Origin of the sequence: Streptomyces sp. NPDC050504, from assembly GCF_044458065.1 — a bacterium.
In the GTDB taxonomy this organism is placed as follows: Bacteria; Actinomycetota; Actinomycetes; order Streptomycetales; family Streptomycetaceae; genus Streptomyces.
Genome location: NZ_JBITHO010000005.1, coordinates 127,677 through 145,026 on the forward strand (window position 1 = coordinate 127,677; position 17,350 = coordinate 145,026).

General features: G+C 74.9%; 2 protein-coding genes (1 of these 2 running past the window's edge). Both read right to left on the reverse strand.

Features of this window, described 5'->3' with window-relative positions:
* Positions 1-10,901, reverse strand: partial view of an amino acid adenylation domain-containing protein gene (locus ACIBNE_RS19545; RefSeq protein WP_399273132.1) — the 5' portion only. 4,627 nt of this gene lie to the left of the window's left edge; 10,901 of the gene's 15,528 nt are visible here — the first part of the coding sequence; its start codon is at positions 10,899-10,901; its stop codon lies off the left edge, out of view.
* On the reverse strand, positions 10,901-17,188 hold the full coding sequence (locus ACIBNE_RS19550) for an amino acid adenylation domain-containing protein (RefSeq protein WP_399273134.1): 6,288 nt from the start codon (positions 17,186-17,188) through the stop codon (positions 10,901-10,903). The genes ACIBNE_RS19545 and ACIBNE_RS19550 overlap by 1 nt, the downstream gene beginning before the upstream one ends.
* Between the last annotated feature and the right edge of the window lie 162 nt (positions 17,189-17,350).

A 17,350-nucleotide genomic window follows, 5' to 3' on the forward strand; every position in this document is an offset into this window, starting at 1 on the left:
ATGCCGGAGTCGTCGACGGGCGCCGCGGCGCCGTCCGTGCCGTCCGCGCCGCCGTCGCCGAGGCCGGTGGCGGCCGCCGCCAGCTCCTGGACGGTGCGGTGGCGCAGCACGTCGGCCGCGGTGAATTCGAGCCCTTCCTCGCGGGCGCGGCTCACCAGCTGGATGGAGACGATGCTGTCGCCGCCGAGCGCGAAGAACCCGTCGTCGATGCCGACGTGTTCGATGCCCAGCAGGTCGCCGATCAGCTCGCACAGCAGCCGCTCCTTGGCGTCGCGCGGTGCGCGGTGCGCCTCGGCGGTGCCGAAGTCCGGCTCGGGCAGGGCCTTGCGGTCCACCTTGCCGTTGGCGCTCAGCGGCAGCGCGTCGATGACGGTGTACGCCGCGGGCGCCATGTAGTCGGGCAGCGCGTCGGCCACGTGGGCGGCGAGCGCCCCGCGGTCGACGGTGGCGCCAGGGGCGGCGACGACGTACGCGGCGAGCTGCTTGCGGCCGTTCGCGTCGACGTGCACGCCGACGGCGGCGCGCTCCACGTCGGCGTGCGCGGTGAGCCTGGCCTCGATCTCGCCCAGCTCGATGCGGAAGCCGCGGATCTTCACCTGGTCGTCGGCGCGGCCGACGAACTCCAGCTCGCCCTCGGCGTTCCAGCGCACCACGTCGCCGGTGCGGTAGAGGCGTTCGCCCGCCGCGCCGAAGGGGTGGGCGACGAACCGCTCGGCGGTGAGGCCGGGGCGGCCGAGGTAGCCGCGGGCCAGGCCGTGGCCCGCCAGGTACAGCTCGCCCGGCACGCCGACCGGGAGCGGCCTGAGGCGGTCGTCCAGGACGTAGGCGGCGGTGTTCCACACCGGCGAGCCGATGGGCGGGTTGACGTCGCCGGACTGCGGGCGGCTCATGGTCGCGCAGACGGTCGTCTCGCTGGGCCCGTACAGGTTGAGCAGGCGGCGCCCGTTCGACCAGTGGGCGACCACGTCGGGCGAGCAGGGCTCGCCGCCGGTGCCGATGGTGCGCAGCGTGGGCAGCGCGGTGCGGGGCAGCGTGGCGAGCACGCCCGCGGTGATCTGGAGGTGGGTCACCCCGTGGGTCTCCACGAGGCGGGCCAGGTCCTCGCCCGCGGGCGCCTTGTTGCCCTCGGGCAGGACCAGGGCGGCGCCGCTGAGGAGCGTCATCGACAGGTCGGCCATGGAGACGTCGAAGCTCGGCGACACGGCCTGGAGGATCCGGCTGCCGGTGTCGATGGCGAAGTGCTCCGCGTGGGCGCCCGCCATGCCGGCGATGCCCCGGTGGGTGACCACGACGCCCTTGGGGCGGCCGGTGGAGCCCGAGGTGTAGATGACGTACGCCGGGTGGGCCAGGTCCAGCGGGCGGACCCGCTCGGCGTCGGTGACGTCGGCGCCGTCCTGGGCCGCGACGGCGTCCCGCACTGCGGGGTCGTCCACGGCCGCGACCGGGGTGTCGCCGCCCGGTGCGACGCGCCCCGCGGCGGCCGTGTCGGTGACGATCAGCGCCGGGCGGGCGTCCTCGGTGATGTAGGCGATGCGGTCGGCCGGGTAGCCCGGGTCGACCGGCAGGTGGGCGGCGCCCGCCTTGAGGACGCCGAGGGTGACGGCGAGCCATTCGACGGAGCGCTCGACGGCGACGGCGACGCGGTCCTCGGCGCCGATGCCCCGGCCGATGAGCCAGCGCGCCCAGCGGTTGGCGCGCGTCGACAGCTCGGCGTAGGTCAGCCGCTCGGTTCCGGAGAGCACCGCGACGGCGTCGGGCGTCGCGGCGGCCTGCCGGTCGAACAGGGCGGGCAGCGTGGCGTCCGCGACCTCGCGGGCGGTGTCGTTCCACGCGGTCAGGACGCGGTGCAGCTCGGCCTCGGGCAGCAGCTCGATGCGGCTGAGCGGCAGCGCCGGGTCGGCGGCGACGGCCTCCAGCAGGCCCCGGAAGCGCACCGCGAGGGACGCGACGGTCGCCCGGTCGAACAGGTCGGTGCGGTAGCTGATCTGGCCGCGCAGCCCGTCGGGCTCGCCGCCGTCGGTGTGGGTCTCGGTCAGCTCGAAGCCCAGGTCGGTCTTGGCCGACGTCAGCTCGTAGTCCGCGGCCGAGATGGTCAGGCCCGGCAGTTCCAGGCGCGGCGCCGCGTTGTTCTGGAAGGCGAGGAACACCTGGAACAGCGGGGTGTGCGCCAGCGAGCGCTCGGGGCTGAGGGCGTCCACCAGCCATTCGAAGGGGATGTCCTGGTGGGCGTAGGCGGCCAGGTCGGCCTTCCTGACCCGGCCGAGCAGTTCGGCGAAGGTCGGGTCGCCCGAGGTGTCGGTGCGCAGGACGAGGGAGTTGACGAAGAAGCCGACCAGCTCCTCCAGGCCCTCGTCGCCGCGTCCGGCGACCGCCGTGCCGATCGGGATGTCGGTGCCGGAGCCGAGCCGGGTGAGCAGCGCGGCCAGCGCCGCCTGGGCGACCATGAACAGGCTGGTCTGGTGGGTGCGGGCGACCTCGGCGAGCGCCGCGTGCAGCGCGGCGTCCAGCTCGAACTCCAGGAGCGCGCCTTCGGTGGCCATCTCGGCGGGGCGCGGCCGGTCGGTGGGCAGGGCCAGTTCGGCCGGTGCCCCCTCCAGCGTCCCCTTCCAGAAGGCGAGCTGGCGGGCGCCGAGGCTCTCCCCGTCCTTCTCGTCGCCGAGCAGCTCGCGCTGCCACAGGGTGTAGTCGGCGTACTGGACGGGCAGCGGCGCGAAGGCCGGGGCGCGGCCGGTCCGCCGGGCGGCGTACGCGGTGGACAGGTCGCGGGCGAGCGGCGCGTTGGACCAGCCGTCGGACGCGATGTGGTGCACGGTGAGCAGCAGTACGTGCTCGGTGGCGGACGCCTCGAACAGCGTTGCCCTGACGGGCAGTTCGGTCGCGAGGTCGAAGCCCCGGGCGGCGGCGGAGCGCAGCGCGTCGGCCAGGCCCTCCTCGCCGGTGCGCACGGTCTCCAGCGGTACGCGGGCGTCGGCGGCGGCCACGATCTCCTGGCGCGGCTTGCCCCGGGAGTCCGGGTAGCGGGTGCGCAGCACCTCGTGGCGGGCGACGACGTCGGCGACGGCGGCGGCGAGCGCCGCGCGGTCCAGGGTGCCGCTGAGCCGGATGCCGATGGGGATGTTGTACGTCCCCGTGGGGCCCTCGACCTTGCCGAGGAACCACAGGCGGCGCTGCGAGAAGGAGAGCGGCACCTCGTCGGGCCTGGCGGCCTGGACGAGCGCGGGCCGGCCGGAAGCGCCGGGCACGACGGCGGCGGCGAGCCGGGCCGGGGTGGGCGCCTCGAAGACGGCGCGCACGTCGACCTCGGCGCCGAAGGCGGCGCGGACCCGGCTGAGCAGGCGCACCGCGCTCAGGGAGTTGCCGCCGAGCTGGAAGAAGTCGTCGTCGACGCCGACCTCTTCGCGGTCCAGGACCTGGGCGAAGAGGCCGCAGAGGATCTCCTCTTGCGGGGTGCGCGGGGCGCGGGCCCCGCTCGTCGCGGTGAACTCCGGCTCGGGCAGGGCGACCCGGTCGAGCTTGCCGTTGACGGTCAGCGGCAGCGCGTCCAGGACGACGACGGCCTCGGGGACCATGTAGTCGGGGAGGGCCGCGGCGAGCGGCTCGCGCACGGCCGCCGCGTCCAGCGGGGCGCCTTCGGCCGGGACGACGTACGCCACCAGGCGCTTGCCGTCCTGGCCGCCGTCGCGCACGACGACCGCCTGGGCGGCGACGCCGGGCAGCGCGGCGACGGCCGCGGTGACCTCGCCGAGCTCGATGCGGTGGCCGCGCACCTTGACCTGGTCGTCGGCGCGGCCGACGAACACCAGGTTCCCGTCGGGCAGTCGGCGGGCGACGTCGCCCGTGCGGTACATGCGCTCGCCCGCCGGGCCGTACGGGTCGGCGGTGAAGCGCTCCGCGGTGAGCGCGGGGCGGCCGAGGTAGCCGCGGGCCAGGCAGGCGCCCGCGAGGTAGAGCTCTCCCGCGACGCCTTCGGGCACCGGGCGCAGCGCGGCGTCCAGCACGTAGGTGCGGACGTTGCCCTGGGGGCGGCCCATCGGGACGGGGCCCGCGGGGAGCGCGTCGCCGGGGGCGATGCGGTGCTCGGTGACGTTGACGGTGGCCTCGGTGGGGCCGTACACGTTCCACACGGTCGCGTCGGGGTGGCGCTCGCGCCAGGCGGCGACGGCCTCGCCGAGCAGCGCCTCGCCGCCGAGCAGCAGCTCGGTGCCGGGCGAGTACGCGGCGGGCAGCGCGGCCAGCAGCGGCAGGTGGCTCGGGGTGGCCTTCATGAAGGTGACCGGGGTGGCGGCCAGGCGCCGCGCGACCTCCGGGTCCTCCTCCAGGGGCGCGATGAGCACGGTGCCGCCGACGGTGAGCGGGGTGTACAGCGCGGTGACCGTGAGGTCGAAGGAGAGCGGCGAGTGCACCAGGGCGAGTCCGGCGGCCGCCGGGTAGGCGGACCCGGTCCACTCCAGGTAGTCGACGACCGAGGCGTGCGTGACGACCACGCCCTTGGGGCGTCCGGTGGAGCCCGAGGTGTAGATGACGTACGCCGGGTGCTGCGGGGTCAGTGCGGTGACCGGGGCCCCGGCGGGCCGTCCGGCGATCGCGGCGGCCACCGCCGCGTCGTCGACGACGACGCGCTCGACGTCGGCCTCGGGGAGGTTCGCGGCGACCGCGCGTTCGGTGACCAGGAGCCTGGGCTTCGCGTCGCCGAGCAGGTAGGCGATGCGCTCCGCCGGGTAGGCGGGGTCCACGGGGACGTAGGCGGCGCCGGACTTGAGGACGGCGAGCAGTGCCACGACCAGGCCGGCCGAGCGCTCCATGGCGACGGCGACCAGCTCGTCGGGGCCCGCGCCCTTGTCGACCAGCGCGTGGGCGAGCTGGTCGGCCCGCGCGTCGAGTTCCGCGTACGTGTACTCGGTGCCCCCGTCGACCAGGGCCACCGCGTCGGGGGTGCGGGCGGCCTGGGCGGCGATCAGCTCGGGCACGACGGCGCCCGAAGCGGGCGTGGCGGCACCCGCGGAGCCGGTGGTCAGGCGGCGGGTCTCGGTGTCGTCCAGCAGGGCGATCCGGCCGACCGCGGTGGCCGGGTCCTCGACGAGCGCGGTCAGGACGCGGCGCAGCTGTCCGGTCGCCGAGGTCACCAGGGCCTCGTCCAGCAGGTCGGCGCGGTAGTACCAGTTGAGGACCATGCGCTGCTCGTCCTGCATCACCACCATGCCCAGCGGGTAGTGGTTGTCGCCCTTGGTGTCGACCTCGGACAGGGAGAGCCCGTGCACGGCCTGGCGGGCGCCGGGGTCGTCGGGGAAGTTCTCGAAGACGACCGCGGTGTCGAAGAGCGTGGGGAGCCCGGCGATCCGCTGGAGGTCGGCGAGGCCCAGGTAGTGGTGGGCCAGCAGTTCGACGCGCTGGTCCTGGACGCGGGTGAGGGTGTCGATCAGGGAGGCGCCGGACTCGACGCGGACCCGGACCGGCACGGTGTTGCTGAACAGGCCGACCATGGACTCCACGCCGGGCAGCTCGCCGGGACGGCCGGAGACCGTCTCGCCGAAGAGCACGTCGTCGCGGCCGGTGAGCTGGGCCAGCACGATGCCCCAGGCGCCCTGGACGACCGCGTTGAGGGTCAGGCCGTGGGCGCGGGCGGTGCGCGTGAGGGCGGCGGTCAGCTCGGCGGGCAGCTCGTCCACGATGCGTCCGGGCAGGGCCGCCGCGTGGCCGGCCGCGCCGGGGGCGACCAGCGTGGGCTCGTCGGTTCCGGCGAGCGCGGTGCGCCAGGCCTCCTCGGCCGCGCCCTTGTCCTGCTCGGCGAGCCAGCCCAGGTAGTCCTTGTAGGGGACGACCTGCGGCAGCCGGGACGCGTCGCCCTTGGCGCCGTACAGCGCGAACAGCTCGCCGGCGAGGACGGGCGCGGACCAGCCGTCCAGGAGCAGGTGGTGGGCGGCGAAGAGCAGCCGGTGCCGGTCGTCGCCGAGCCTGATGAGGGTGAAGCGCAGCAGCGGCGGGCGCTCGGGGTCGAAGCGGCGGGCCCGCTCCTGGACCAGGAGGCGGTCCAGTTCGGCGGTCAGTCCGTCGCCCGCGAGGTGGCTCAGGTCGATCTCGTTCCAGGGGAGTTCGACCTTGGCGGGCACCAGCTGGACGGGGGTGCCGTCGCTGGTGCGGTGGAAGGAGGCGCGCAGGCTGTCGTGGCGCTCCAGGAGGCCCGCGACGGCGGCGCGCAGCGCCTCGATGTCCAGCGCGCCCTCGACGTCGAGGGCGAGGCGGGTGATGTAGACGTCCTCGGCCTGCTGGTCGTACTCGGTGTGGAAGAGCAGGCCCTCCTGGAGCGGGGAGAGCGGCAGCACGTCGGTGAGGTGCGGCTGCGCCCGCTCCAGGCGGTCGATCTCCTCCTGGGGGAGGGCGACCAGGGTGAGGTCGGAGGGGACGAGGCCGCCGCCGTTCTCGGCCCGCTCGGCGCGCTCGACCAGGGTGCGCAGCGCGGCGAACCAGCCGTCGGCGAGCGCCTTGACGTCGTCCTCGGTGAGCAGTTCGCCGGGCCAGGTCCAGGTCGCGGTGAGGCGGGGGCCTTCGCTGTGGGTCTCGGTGACGGCGTTGGCGGTGAGGGTGTACGGCAGCGGGGTGCCCTGGTCGGCGCCGCCGCCCAGGGCGCTGTCCAGGCCGTCCTCGTCGGCCGCGCCGATGCGGCCGAGGTAGTTGAAGCCGATCTGCGGCTCGGCGAACTTGGCGAGCGCGACGGCGGTGCGCGGGTTGAGGTGGCGCAGCAGGCCGAAGCCGATGCCGTTGTCGGGGATGGCCCGCAGCTGCTCCTTGACGGCCTTGAGGGCGGTCAGCGGGTCGGCGCCGGGCGCTCCGGCGTCCAGGCGCACCGGGTAGAGGCTGGTGAACCAGCCGACCGTACGGGAGAGGTCGCCGTCGGGGAGCACGTCCTCGCGGCCGTGGCCCTCCAGGCCCACCAGTACGGACGAGGCGTCGCCGCGTCCGGTGGCGCGGCGCCAGTCGGCGACGGCGACGGCGAGCGCGCTCAGCAGCACGTCGTTGATCTGCGCGTGGAACGCGGCCGGGACGCGGCCGAGCAGCGGCTCGGTGATCTCGGCGGGCAGCCGCAGGGTGAGGTGGCCCGCGGTGGCGAGGGTGTCGCGCTCCTGGTCCAGCGGGCGCTCGGTGAGCAGCGGGTCGGGGCCCGACAGGATCTCGCGCCACAGGGGCAGTTCGCGGATGCGGTCGGGTTCGCTGGCGGCGGCCGTCAGGTGCTGGGCCCAGCGGCGGAAGGAGGTGCCGACCGGTTCGGGCGTGAAGGTGCGGCCCGCGGCGGCGGCCTCCAGGGCGGCGGTCAGCTCGGGCAGCAGGATGCGCCAGGAGACGCCGTCGACCGACAGGTGGTGGACGACCAGCAGGAGGCGGCCGGGCAGGCCGTCGCCCGCGTCGAACCAGACGGCCTGCACCATGCGGCCCCGCTCGGGGGCGAGCCTGCGCTGGGCGGCGGTGGACTCCTCGGCGAGCACGGCGCGCAGCGCGTCGGTGTCCAGGCCCGCGACGTCCACGCGGTGCAGGGATTCGGCGGCCGGGACGGTGCCGGGCGCGGTGGTCTCCAGGCTCCACTCGTCGATGTCCGCGATGCGGGTGAGCTTGAGGCGCAGCGCGTCGTGGTGGTCGAGGAAGGTCTGGAGGACGGAGGTCAGGCGCGCCGCGTCGAGCCCGGCCGGGACCTCGACGGGCATGGCCTGGTTGAACTGGCTGAACTGCTCGGCGGATCCGCTGTGTTCGCTGAACCAGTGGATGATCGGGGTGAGCGGCACGCCGCCGACGCCGTCGCTCGCGGCCTGGGCCTTGGCCGCTCCCCTGCGCGGGCGGCCCGTGCCCTCGGTCACGACGGGGGCCAGGGCCTCCACGGTCTTGTGGGTGAAGACGTCGCGCGGGGTGAGGCGCAGTCCGGCCTTGCGGGCGCGGCTGATGAGCTGGATGGAGACGATGGAGTCGCCGCCGAGCTCGAAGAAGCTCTGGTCGACGCCGACCTCGTCGAGGCCCAGGACCTCGGCGAAGAGCTTGCACAGCAGCTCCTCGCGGGGCGTGCCGGGGGCCTTGCCGGCCTTGGCGGCGAGCTGCGGCACCGGCAGGGCCTTGCGGTCCAGCTTGCCGTTGGCGGTCAGCGGCAGCGCGTCCAGGACGAGAACGGCCGAGGGCACCATGTATTCGGGCAGCCGCTCGCCGACGTGGCCGCGCAGCGCCTCGGCGTCGGGGCTCTGGCCCGCCGCTGGCACCACGTAGCCGACGAGCTGCTTGACGCCCGGCTGGGTCTCGTGGACGGTGACGGCCGCGGTGTCCACGGCGTCGTGGGAGGCCAGGGCGCTCTCGATCTCGCCGAGTTCGATGCGGAAGCCGCGCACCTTCACCTGGTCGTCGGCGCGGCCGACGAACTCCAGCTGGCCGTCGGCGCCGGTGCGCACGACGTCGCCGGTGCGGTACATGCGCTCGCCGGGCGCGCCGAACGGGTCGGCGGTGAAGCGCTCGGCGGTCAGGCCCGCGCGGCGCAGGTAGCCGCGGGCCAGGCCGGGGCCCGCCACGTACAGCTCGCCGGGGACGCCGGGCGCCACCAGGCGCAGCGAGGCGTCGAGCACGTAGACGCGGGTGTCGGCGACGGGGGCGCCGATGGGCGGCAGGCCGCCCGGCTCCAGCGGGGTGCTGATGGAGACCGCGACGGTGGACTCGGTGGGGCCGTAGGCGTTGACCATGCGGCGGCCCGGGGCCCAGCGCTCGACCAGTTCGGCGGAGCAGGCGTCGCCGCCGACGACCAGGCAGCGGAAGCCGGGGAGTTCGGCGGCCGGGACGCTGGCGAGCGCGGCCGGCGGGATCAGGGCGTGGCTGACCTGCCGGGCGGCGATCAGCTCGGCCAGCGGCTCGCCCGCGAGGGGGCCGGGCTCGGGCACGACGAGGGCGGCGCCGGAGGTGAGGGTCATGCACAGTTCCAGCACCGAGGCGTCGAAGCTGGGCGAGGAGAACTGGAGGACGCGGCTGGTGCCGTCGACGGCGAAGCGCTCGCGCTCGGTGGCGGCGAACGCGGCGATCCCGGAGTGGGTGACCACGACGCCCTTGGGGACGCCGGTGGAGCCCGAGGTGTAGATGACGTACGCGGGCGAGGCGACGGACACCGGGCCCGTGACGGTCCCGGCGTCGCCGTGCCACGGCTCGTCCAGGCGGACGGTGCGCGTGCCCGGGGTCTCCGGGACGACCGGGGCGTACGCGGAGGTGGTGAGCACGGCGGCGGGGCGCGCGTCGGAGAACATGAAGGCGATGCGCTCGGCCGGGTAGTCGGGGTCGACCGGCAGGTAGGCGGCGCCGGTCTTCATGACGGCCAGCGAGGCGACGGCGGACTCCACCGAGCGGCCCAGCACGAGGGCCACGATCTGCTCGGGGCCGATGCCGTCGGCGGCCAGCCGGCCGGCCAGCTCGTCGGTGCGCGCGTCGAGTTCGGCGTAGGTGAGGGTGGTGTCGGCGGACTCGACGGCGACGGCGTCCGGGGTGCGCGCGGCCTGTGCGGCGAACAGCTCGGGGAAGGTCGCGGGGGTGACGGCCGCGGTGTCCCCGGTGCCGACCAGCGCGGCGCGCTCCTCGTCGGTGAGCAGGTCCAGGGCGGCCAGCGGGCGCTCGATGTCCTCGGTCAGCGCTTCCAGGAGGCGCACCATGCGGCCGCCGACGACCTCGACCTGCTCGCGGGTGAACAGGTCGGGGCGGTAGTTGAGGATCAGCCGCAGGGTGCCTTCGTAGACGTGCGAGACCAGGCAGAGCGGGTAGTGGTTGGCGTCCAGGACGTCGAAGCCGTCGATGGTCAGGTCGCCCGCGAGGTCGCGCAGGTCCTGGAGGTCGAACGGGAAGTTCTCGAACGCCACGTAGGTGTCGAAGAGTTCGGCGTGGCCCGACAGCCGGTGGATGTCGCGCATCCCGGTGTACTGGTGGGCGGACATCTCCTGGTGCTCGCTCTGGAGCCGGCCGAGCACCGAGCGCAGGGTGTCCCCGCCCTCCAGGCGCATCCGGACGGGGAGGCTGTTGATGAGCATGCCCACCATGCGCTCGACGCCCGGCACCTCGGGTGGTCGGCCCGAGACGACCGTGCCGAACAGGACGTCGTCGCGGCCGGTCAGCACGGAGAGCAGCAGGCCCCAGGAGCCGTGCACGGCGCTGGAGAAGGTGAGGTCGCTGGCGCGCAGCCGGGCCGAGAGCGCCTCGGTGGCCTCGGCGGACAGCTCGATGTGCACCTGCTCGGGGTGGACGACGGCGCTGCCGGGGTTGGACTCGACGAGCCGGGTGGGGGCGTCGATGTCGGCGAGCGCGCGGCGCCAGGCGTCCTCGGAGGCGCCCTTGTCGAGCCTGGCCAGGTAGGCGAGGTGGTTGCGGAAGGGGGTGACCTCGGGCAGCGCGGAGGCGTCGGCCCCGGCCGCGTACAGCTCGAAGAGCTCGCCCAGGAGCACGGAGGTGGACCAGCCGTCGAGCAGGATGTGGTGGAAGGTGCACAGGAAGCGGTACGCGTCGTCGGCGAGCCGCAGCAGCGTGAAGCGCATCAGCGGCGGGCGGGCGACGTCGAAGCGGTGGGCCTTCTCCGCGGCCTGGACGCGGTCGCGCTCGGCGGTGCGCTCCGCGTCGCCGAGGTGGCGCAGGTCCACCTCCTCCCAGGGGAGTTCGACCTCGCGGGCGACGGCCTGGACGGGGCGGGACTGCTTGGGGTGCAGGAAGCCGACGCGGAGGTTGGCGTGCCGGCGCAGCAGGGCGTCGGCGGTGGCGCGCAGCCGTGCGGCGTCGAGCTCGCCGCCGAGGTCGAGGACGACCTGGACGGTGTAGACGTCGCTGCCGCTGTCGTCGTAGAGCGCGTGGAAGAGCAGCCCCTCCTGGAGCGGCGACAGGGGCAGGATGTCCTCGGGACCCGACTTCTTCATTACAGCGTCCTCCACTCGTCTTCGAGCCCGTCGATCTCGTCTTGGGAAAGCTCCACCAGCGCCAGGTCCGACGGGGCGTAGCCACCGGCGTCAGGCCGCTCGGCGTGTTCGGTCAGTGCGCGCAGGGCGCGGAACCAGGTGTCCGCGAGCTCCCGCACGTCGGCCACCGACAGCAGCCGCGCGGACCAGGTCCAGGTGGCGGTGAGCCGGGGTCCTTCCGGGTGGTCCTCGACCACCGCGTTGATCTCCACTGCGTGCGACAGCGGCAGGTCGGCGCCCTCGGCGCGCACCGCGTCGGTCTCGGCCGCGGGTCCCCAGTCGGCGCCGGGTCCCTGTGTCCTGCCCAGGTAGTTGAAGAGCACCGGGGCCTGGGCGAGCCCCGCGAGCTTCGGTCCCGTCTCCGGGTTGAGGTGGCGCAGCAGGCCGTAGCCGATGCCGTGCCCGGGGGCCGCGCGCAGCTGCTCCTTGACGGTGCGCACCGCCCGTCCCGCGGCGGCGCCGCCCGCCCACAGCTCGTCGCGGGCCGCGGCGTCGTCGACGCCGGTGGCCAGCCGGACGGGGTGGATGGTGGTGAACCAGCCGACCGTACGGCTGAGGTCGACCGCGGACTCCGGTGCGGGGTCCAGGTCCTGGCGGCCGTGGCCCTCCAGGTCGATGAGGGCGCCTTCGCCGAGCGGGGCGCCGCGGTGGTGGCGCCACTCCTCGACGGCCACCGCGAGCGCGGTGACCAGCACTTCGTGGACGCCCGCGTTCAGGGTCTCGGCGGCCTGCGCGAGCAGCGGCTCGGTGCGGTCGGCGGGGAGCGACTGGGTGAGGGTGCGGGCCCCGGCGGCCGTGTCGCGCCCGGGGTCGAGCGGCTGCTCGGTCAGGTCGGGCGCGGGCAGCCGCACCTGCTCGCTCCAGTGGTCGAGCTCGGCGGCCGCGGCGGGCTCGGCGGCCCGCGCGGTGAGCAGTTCGGCCCAGCGGCGGAAGGGGGTGCCGACCGCGTCGAGGTCCGGGGTGCGCCCCGCCGCCGCCGCTTCCCAGGCGCCGCGCAGGTCGGGCAGGAGGATCTGCCAGGACACGCCGTCCACGACCAGGTGGTGCGCGGCCAGCAGCAGGCGCCCGGGGGCGCCGTCGCCCGCGTCGAACCAGACGGCCTGGACCATGACGCCCGCGGCCGGGTCGAGGCGCTGCCAGGCGGCGCGGGCCCCGGCCTCGACGGCGGCGCGCAGGGCGTCGGCGTCCAGGCCGGCGACGTCGGTCCGCCGCAGGAGGTCGCCCGCCGCGACGGCGCCGGTCCCGGGGACCTCGAAGCGCCATCCTTCGGCGCCGCGCACCAGGCGGGTGCGGAGGACGTCGTGCCGCTCCAGGAGCGCGCCGAGCGCGGTGGCCAGGGCCTGTTCGCCGAGCCCGCCGGGCACGTGGAGGAGCACGGTCTGGTGGAAGGCGTCGACGGGGCCGCCGCGCTCTTCGAGCCAGCGCATGATCGGCGTGGCGGGGAACGGTCCGGTCGCCGGGGCGGCGGCCTCCTGCGGCGCGGCCGGGGCCGCTTCGCCGACCTGCGCGGCGAGCGCGGCCACCGTCTTCAGCTCGAAGACGTCCTTGGGGCTGACGTCCAGGCCGAGCCTGCGGGCGCGGGCCACCAGCTGGATGGAGACGATGCTGTCGCCGCCGAGGGCGAAGAAGCTGTCGTGCAGGCCCACCGAGTCCACGCCGAGCACGTCGGCGAAGAGCCCGGCCAGGGTCTCCTGGAGCGGGGTGCGCGCGGCACCCGCGCCCTCGCCGTCGTCGCCGCCGGTCCCGGTGAACTCGGGGGCGGGCAGCGCCTTGCGGTCGAGCTTGCCGTTGGGCGTCAGCGGCAGCGCGTCCAGGACGACGACCGCGGCGGGCACCATGTAGGCGGGCAGCGGTCCCTCGGCGTGCGCGAGCACGGCGGCCGGGTCGGCGCTGCGGCCTTCGGCGGGCACCACGTAGCCGACGAGCTGCCGGTGGCCCGGCCGGTCCTCGCGGACCGTGGCGGCGGCGTGCGCCACGTCGGGGTGGCGGGCCAGCACGGCCTCGATCTCGCCGAGTTCGATGCGGAAGCCGTTGAGCTTGATCTGGTCGTCGACGCGGCCCAGGTACTCCAGCTCGCCGTCGGCGCGCAGCCGCCCGACGTCGCCGGTGCGGTACATCCGGGTGCCGGGGGCGCCGTACGGGTCGGCGACGAACCGCTCGGAGGTGAGGGCGGCGCGGCCGAGGTAGCCGCGGGCCAGCTGCTCGCCGCCGATGTAGATCTCGCCCGCGATGCCGGGCGGCACCGGCCGCAGGGCCGTGTCCAGCACGTAGACGACCGAGTTCCACATGGGGCGGCCGATCGGCACGGGGCCCGCGGGCGGCTGGTCGTCGGGGCCGATGCGGTACTCCACGCAGCCCACGGTCGCCTCGGTGGGGCCGTACTCGTTGACGACGGTGACGCCGGGGCGCCGGTCGCGCAGTTGGGCGACGGCCTCGCCGAGCAGCATCTCGCCGCCGACGACGAGTTCGCCGGTGGGCGAGAACTCCTCGGGCAGCACGCCGAGCAGCGCCAGGTGGGAGGGGGTCGCCTTGAGGAAGGCGGGGCGCGGCGCGCCGGTGCCCCGGCCCTCCAGGTCGGTGACCCGCACGGTGCCGCCGGAGATCAGCGGGCCGTACAGCGCGGTGACGGTCAGGTCGAAGGAGACCGGCGAGTGCAGCAGGGCGCTCGTCGCGACGGACGGGTAGCGCTCGCGGGCGTACTGGAGGTAGACGGCGACGGACCTGTGGGCGACCACGACGCCCTTGGGGCGGCCGGTGGAGCCCGAGGTGTAGATGACGTACGCCGGGTGGGCCGGGTCCAGCGGGGCGGTGCGGTCCGCGTCGCTCGGGTCGAGCGTCGGGGCGTGCCGCTCCTCGGTGACGTCCAGGACGGGCACGCCTTCGGGGGCGGCGTCCCGGGTGGCGGCGGACGCCAGGACCAGGGCGGGGGCGGAGTCCTGGAGCATGTACGCGATGCGCTCGGCCGGGTAGTCGGGGTCGACGGGGACGTAGGCGGCGCCGGACTTGAGGGCCGCGAGCAGCGCCACGACCAGGTCGGCGGAGCGCGGCAGCAGCACGGCGACGCGCTGTTCGGGGCCGGCCCCGGCGGCGATCAGCTCGTGGGCGAGCCGGTTGGCGCGGGCGTTGAGTTCGGCGTACGTGAAGGAGGTGTCGCCCGCGACCAGGGCGGTGGCGTCCGGGGTGCGGGCCACCTGCGCCTCGAAGAGCGCGGGGGTCAGGAGCTCGGGCTCGACGAACGGGGCGTCGTTGAACTCCCGCAGCACGGCGTGGCGTTCGTCCTCGGTGGTGACGTCGATGGCGCTCAGGCGCTGCGCGGGGTCGGCGGTGAACGTCTCCAGGAGGCGTACGAGCCGCTGGGCCATCGCCTCGATGGTGGCGCGGTCGAACAGGTCGGTGCTGTATTCGAGGCGGCCGCCGATGCCGCCCGCGGCCTCGTGGCCGTGCGAGCGCTCGTCGAGGCCGAAGAGCAGGTCGATCTTGGTGACGCCCGGGTCGACCTGCTGCGGGGTCGCGGTGAGGCCCGGCAGGTCGAGGACCGCGTCGGTGGGCGTCTGGACGTCCATCATCACCTGGAACAGCGGGTTCCTGGAGAGCGAGCGCTCGGGGTTGAGCGCCTCCACCAGACGCTCGAAGGGCACGTCCTGGTTGGCGTGCGCGGCGAGCGACATCTCCCGGGCGCGGCCGATGAGTTCGGCGACGGTCGGGTTGCCGGAGAGGTCGTTGCGGAAGACCACGGTGTTGACGAAGCAGCCGATGATCTCGTCCAGCTTGGCGTCGCCGCGGCCCGCGACGGCGCTGCCCAGCGGGACGTCGTCGCCCGCGCCGAGCTTGGCGAGCAGCACGGCGACGGCGCTCTGCAGGACCATGAAGAGGCTGGCCCGGTGGGACCTGCCGAGGTCGGTGAGGCGCTGGTGGAGGGCCGGGTCGATGTCGAAGCGGACGATGTCGCCGCGCTGGCTCAGCTCGCTGGGCCTGGGCCGGTCGGTGGGCAGGCTCAGCTCCTCGGGGATGCCCGCGAGGGTCTTCGTCCAGTGGGCGAGCTGGCGGCCGAGCGGGCTGTCGGCGTCGGAGTCGGCGCCGAGCACCGACTGCTGCCACAGGGTGTAGTCGGCGTACTGCACGGGCATCGGCTCGAAGGCCGGCGGGTTGCCCGCGGCGCGCGCGGTGTAGGCGGTGCCGAGGTCGCGGGCGAGCGGGGCGAGCGAGAGGCCGTCGCCGACGATGTGGTGGAGCACGATCAGCAGCACGTGCTCGTCGGGGCCGAGCACCAGCAGGCGCGGGCGCACGGCGAGTTCGGCGGTGAGGTCGAAGCCTTCGGCGACCACGGCCGCCACGTCGGCGTCGAGTTCCGTGTGCGTGGTGTCCTGCTCGGTGAGGCGCACGCGCGCGGCGGCCTCCTCGACGGTGAGCACGTGCTGGCGCGGGGTGCCGTCGGTCTCGGGGAAGAGGGTGCGCAGGCTCTCGTGGCGGGCGACGACGTCCTGGACGGAGGCGGCGAGCGCGGCCCGGTCCAGGCTGCCGGTGAGCTTGAGGGCGAGGCCCATGTTGTAGGCGCCGCTGGGGCCCTGGAGCCGGTTGACCAGCCACAGCCGCTGCTGGGTGAGCGAGAGCGGCAGTACGGCGGGGCGCGGCAGCGGTTCCAGGGCGCGGCGCGCGGGGTCGCCCGCGTCGAGGTGGGCGGCGAGGCCCGCGACGGTGGGCGTCTCGAAGACCGTACGGATGGAGAGTTCGGCGCCGAAGGTCTCGCGGATGCGGCCGAGGAGGCGGATCGCGGTGAGCGAGTGGCCGCCGCGCTCGAAGAAGTTGTCGTCGATGCCGATCGGCTCGGCCTTGAGGATCTCGGCGACCAGCGCGCACAGCCGTTCCTCGCGCTCGGTGCGCGGGGCGCGGTAGGCGGCGGGCGCGGGGCCGTCGGCCTCCTCGGCCGAAGGGAGCGCGGGCGGCGTCCAGTTCTCGGGCACGGCGAGGTCCACGGCCGCGACGGGCGCCTGGGGGTCGGCGGTGGCGAGCGCGGCGAGGAAGCCGGTGAGGGAGGCGCTGTGGGCCGCCACGGTCCCGGCCGTGTAGAGGTCGGCGTTGGCGTGGAAGTCGATGAGGAAGCCGTCGTCGGCGGTGCGGTTGTCGACGACCAGCGAGAGGTCTTCCTCCGGGCCGATCGAGAAGCCGCGGACCTCGGCGTCGTGTCCGGCGAAGCGCAGCCGCTCGCCGTACATGATCAGGTTGATCTCGGGGCCCCACAGGCGCTTGCGGTCGCCGACGCGGCCGAGGTCGCGGTGGATGTCCTCGTAGCGGTAGCGCTGGTGGCGCAGGGCCTGGTGGAGCTCGTCGCCGACGGCGCGCAGCAGCTCGGCGACGGTGGTCCCCGGCGTGAAGGTGACGCGCAGCGGAAGGGCGTTGGAGACCATGCCTGGGGTGCGCTTGGCGTCGGCGCCGGTCCTGGCCGCGACGGCGAGGCCCAGGACGACGTCGTCGGCGCCGGTGAGGCGGTGGAGGTAGCCGGCGATGCCCGCGACGACGGCGGCGGGCCAGCTGGCCCGGTGCTCGCGCGCGAGGTCGCGCAGCGCGTCGGCGTCCTTGGCGGCGACCTCGCCGACGCGGCGGACGTGGTCGGTGGGGACGCGGGTGGGGCGGGGGGCGAGGCTGACCGGCGCGCCGGTTCCGGCGAGGCGCTCGGTCCAGTGGGCGCGGTCGGCGGCGAACTGCTCGGAGGCGCGGTAGGCGGTGTCCTGCTCGACGAGGTCGCCGAAGGAGCCGAAGGTGCTCGGGGCGGGCTCCTTCCCGGCGGCGTACGCGGAGTAGACGGCCGCGACCCGGGCGACGATCAGGGACCAGGAGTAGCCGTCGACGATGGTGTGGTGGACCCGGCTGAACCAGGTGTACCGGTCGTCGGCGAGCTTGAGGAGGCCGAAGGTGAACAGCGGTCCCGCGGCGAGGTCGACCGGTTCCCGCACCCTGGCCAGCATCCAGGACTCGGCGGCGCCCGCCGGGTCTTCGGCGGCGCTGAAGTCCGGGGCGGCCAGGTCCCAGCGCAGGTCCGCCACCACCGACTGCTCGGGGCCTTCGGCGCCCGCGACGAACCGCAGCCGCAGCGCCTCGGACTCGTCGACGGTCCTGCGCAGCGCCGCCTCGAAGAGGCCGGTGTCCACCGGGCCCGATATCTCGACGCATTCGGCGATGCTGTACATCGGATTGTCCGGGTCCACCTGCTGGGCCAGCCACATTCCGTGCTGGGCGGCCGTCAGAGGCAATTGAATTCCATTCCGATCGGCCATTGCCATTCTCTCCGATTGAGTAGACGCATCGATCGGCCTCACACTACGAATCAAACGCACGGAGCCGATCGGCTCATGAAAAACTTCGAAGCGCCCCGAGTTCCGTATCGAAGAATTCTCATCACGGTGTACACGGGC